Source organism: Peribacillus sp. CSMR9 (assembly GCF_033141925.1).
Lineage (GTDB): Bacteria > Bacillota > Bacilli > Bacillales > DSM-1321 > Peribacillus > Peribacillus simplex_A.
Genome location: NZ_JAOPHO010000136.1, coordinates 1 through 3637 on the forward strand (window position 1 = coordinate 1; position 3637 = coordinate 3637).

Here is a 3637-nt window from a genome sequence, read left to right on the forward strand (position 1 = left end):
CCGTTATGCATACAAGCAGAAATGCCTATCTTTATCCGGTAAGGTGTTGATACATGCTCCAATCTTTTTTCCAAATCCAGGTTGCGATTTTGATTCTGGAATAAGAGTAATATGAAAACAGCAATATATAATTCGTAATGGCAATTCATTGTTTTTCTTTTAAAGCGATTTCGCGATAGATTCCATACCTTCACCAATGGAATCGGTTCTAATGAATATATTGGGATTTTTAGGAAAAAGACAGAAAAATTGAGTCCGAATGAAACGGTGATGAATTGTTGAAGAAGGGCAATTAATTTCTGTGTGAATAACTTGAACATGAATGGCCAAAAATAAGAAGTATTAAGAAGGAAGGAACAAACAAAAAGGTGAATGCCTGATCGTTTCAACATTTAATCCTTTGTATTTAGTTGGAAAGGCTGTTTTACATACCCCTTCTCCTTTAGCTGTAGTAGTTGTTGTCTTGAAAGTAAGGTTGGAAATTTCCTTTCATATTACTTACTATTTTTTAAAAATTTCTATCATTCCTTAAGCAATATACAAAACATCCAGATAATTTTGGTAAATCTAACTAAATCTGTTATATTTTTAATGATTTTCCCTTCAAAGTTCACTAAAAGAATAAAGCTTTTTATACCTGATATTGATCGGAGGAATCATTTTAATTCTGGTTATCATTCTGGATATCTTGGTTCTTGGGCCCACTATAAAGAAAGCACTTATGGTAGCAAAGTAAAGTAATTATAATAATGCGAGTTGGCGGCAAATAAAGAGTCATCATAAAAAAAGGCTGGAAATTCGAAAAAATCCATTTTCACCGTTGCATTTTGGTTGAATACAATAGGATGATCCAATGAATGTTATGAATGAGGTGGTATGTTGAAACATAAAATAATCATTATTCTTAGTTTAGTTTTTGTAGTATTTATGACTGTTTTATTCATCTTTTACCTCATTAAAGATGATTCTTCCCGATGGATGGTAGCTCTTGGGGGTATATTGGTAAGTGCCTTGCCCATTTCATTATTATTTGTTAAACATAATCCCTTTAACATTCCGATCATTATTGGTTTTTATGTTTTTGTTTTCTGTACGACATTTTTAGGGTCAATCGCAAATTTTTATGTGGATTTTAAATGGTGGGACTCTACCCTTCATTTCTACAAGGGCATTTTTATCGGTTTTGTTGGAATTGCTCTCTATAAATTTTTCATCCCTCATGGGGCGCGAAAAGATATTTCAAGTTGGGTCATCTTTCTATTTGTTCTCTCACTTTCAGTCACTGCCACTGTTCTTTGGGAAGTCTATGAGTTCGCAGGAGACCTGACTTTTACTCAAACCATGCAGCGAGGCGGTAATAAAGATACTATGTACGATATGATTTTCGGTCTTACTGGCGGTCTTCTTATCTCCATTTATTCTAGTGTACAAAAAAATCATGATAATTTGCAGAGGTAATCATATGAATCGTAAGTTAGTTATTTCATTTAGTTTGGTCTATGTACTTTTCATGGCAGCTTTATCTATCTTTTACTATACAACCGATGAAACTTTCAAATCTCTTGTTTCGATAGGTGGTGTGGTTTGTGGAGCAATTCCCCTGCTATTGGCCCTATTTACAAAGCTTCAATTCAATCTGCCCATTATCATTTCCTATTTAATCTTCTTGTTCGGTTCACAATATTTAGGATCTATTTTAGGCTGGTATGGACTAGGGTGGTGGGACACATTCTTACATTTTCTAAGTGGTTCCCTTCTTGCTTTTACTGCAATTGCTTTATATGAACGTTTGGTACACAGAAATGCAGGTAATGGGATATCCCCCTGGTTTGTCTTTTTGTTTACCCTCTCTTTCGCAGCACTTGGTGGTGTTATATGGGAAATCTACGAATTTAGTTCTGATCAATTATTCGGAATGACATTACAAGGCGGAGGAAATAAAGATACAATGACAGATTTAATCGCCGATACTGTTGGAGGTCTCATTATTGCAATGTGGGCCGGAGTGCGGACAAAGGTTAAGGTAAGGAAAACATGAAAAAGTTCACATGTTTTAACAATCTTCCATTTCATCTCATCTTAATTGTTAAAGGTTTATGCAAAAATCGGCTAATCAAATCTTAAGTATTGAAATGGTAACATTGAGTTGACTGCATATAAAAACCGACCATCACATGGATGGCCGGTTTTTATGGTCATTTAAATATGATGGATATGATCTTATCCGTCGTCATCTCACTATCTACCACATATGTTCCAGGTCGTAGCCCGTTGGCCTTGCCTTTCTTTTCAACCTCGTCTGAAAACTTATTGGCATTCTTAATGACTTTTGCTTTTTGAAGGGTTTTACCCACATCGATACTTGTCGAGCCTTTAGACACTCTCAGAACTGTACGATATATGACTTTCTCTGTTGGTTCTTTTACATTTTCTTTTTCAGCTTCCGCTTTATCTTTAATCGACTTTGCTTCAGCAATTTGATCTTCCCATTCTTTTTCTGTATGTATGACATACCCTTCAGAAGCCAGAGATTCTTTCATCTCATCTTCTGTTAGTTTCTCTGGAGTGCCCGTCGCTTCACTTGGACCAAAGAAATACACTGCACCGCACAAACCTGCCGCAACAATAAGGCCACCGGCAAAGCTGCGCATTGATTTAGATGTCATTGGCCACATTTCTCCTTTCACTCTTCGTTTTAATGTAAGGAGTAAGCAAGCCTTCTATCTCATTTTCCGTCTGTTTTGTTTTCAGTGCGATGCTTTCAAATGAATAGCCTCGCTTATGTAGGTCGAGTACTTCACGCAACAAGTTCCGCTTTTCAGAAGACATTGCAAGAATGCCTGCCTCTTGCACCGTAATTTCAGCATCTATCTCGATGTTCCTGATTTTTTCCTGTAATACATTCATTTCATTTCCAAAAGTAATAGCAAGCTGTTCCAATTGACTGTCCACTTTTACAGAATCCTTTTTAATAAACGATAAAATGAACAGTAAAACTGCTACACCAAACAAAATGATTAGAGCCCATTCCATCATTCTATGTCCCTCCTTAATAAATTTAAATCTATTATCTCGCTTTCTAATTATATATTGATTTATTCAAAAACTCGATTTAAAAGTACTAAATACGATAATAGTCACGTAACAAATATAAAAAAGGAATATTTAGCATGTTTTCGGGTTTATCAATAGCTAACACGCTCTTTCTCTGTAACTATTATACCATATGAGGACAATATTACCATAAAAAAAGAGCTCGCTATTTAGGGCCAGTTAGGTCAAAATGATGAAGTTTTTTTATAATGTTAGTATTTAGCCCACGCTAACAGCACAATCCTGTCAGCAGGAAAAATTTCCTTTGATAAGTTTAGTGAAATAGGTAGCTTTTAAACTAAGCTTTAAAGGGTGCAAACACTTACAAAAAGGCCAAATAATATTAGCTCTGCTTGCATCAGCTAATCGAGACGAAATTGAACGCGACCATGAATTTGATATTCACCATAATCCAAGTCCTCAGATTGCATTTGGACACGGCAATCATATCTGTCTTGGTGCTCCTCTGTTACTTTAGGTGATAATTTGCACTTATTTTAAGTGCTATTTTGCACGTATATTTACTTTTCATTTTTATTGTGGT

General features: G+C 35.4%; 4 protein-coding genes. 2 read left to right on the forward strand and 2 right to left on the reverse strand.

What is annotated here, in order from left to right:
• The first annotated feature begins 876 nt into the window (after positions 1 to 876).
• Positions 877 to 1458 carry a DUF2238 domain-containing protein gene (locus N9I19_RS24115; RefSeq protein ID WP_377405510.1) on the forward strand — a complete coding sequence of 194 codons (582 nt, stop codon included), beginning with the start codon at positions 877 to 879 and terminating at the stop codon, positions 1456 to 1458.
• A 4-nt stretch (positions 1459 to 1462) separates the two neighbouring features.
• Positions 1463 to 2038, forward strand: a complete 576-nt coding sequence (locus tag N9I19_RS24120) for a DUF2238 domain-containing protein (RefSeq protein ID WP_061463799.1) — start codon at positions 1463 to 1465, stop codon at positions 2036 to 2038.
• Between the two features lie 157 nt (positions 2039 to 2195).
• Here the strand turns inward: N9I19_RS24120 and N9I19_RS24125 are convergent, their stop codons facing one another.
• Positions 2196 to 2666: a hypothetical protein gene (locus N9I19_RS24125; protein ID WP_317779241.1), complete on the reverse strand. Its 471-nt coding sequence runs from the start codon at positions 2664 to 2666 to the stop codon at positions 2196 to 2198.
• Entirely contained in the window at positions 2656 to 3036 is a 381-nt protein-coding gene (locus N9I19_RS24130) for a hypothetical protein (protein ID WP_250211678.1), read from the reverse strand. Before N9I19_RS24130 ends, N9I19_RS24125 begins: the two co-directional genes overlap by 11 nt.
• Positions 3037 to 3637: the final 601 nt, after the last annotated feature.

Bases quoted from the DNA above. Each gene is read 5' to 3' on its own strand.
- N9I19_RS24125 (WP_317779241.1), bottom strand. From the start codon at position 2,666: ATGACATCTAAATCAATGCGCAGCTTTGCCGGTGGCCTTATTGTTGCG.
- N9I19_RS24130 (WP_250211678.1), bottom strand. From the start codon at position 3,036: ATGATGGAATGGGCTCTAATCATTTTGTTTGGTGTAGCAGTTTTACTG.
- N9I19_RS24120 (WP_061463799.1), top strand. From the start codon at position 1,463: ATGAATCGTAAGTTAGTTATTTCATTTAGTTTGGTCTATGTACTTTTC.
- N9I19_RS24115 (WP_377405510.1), top strand. From the start codon at position 877: ATGTTGAAACATAAAATAATCATTATTCTTAGTTTAGTTTTTGTAGTA.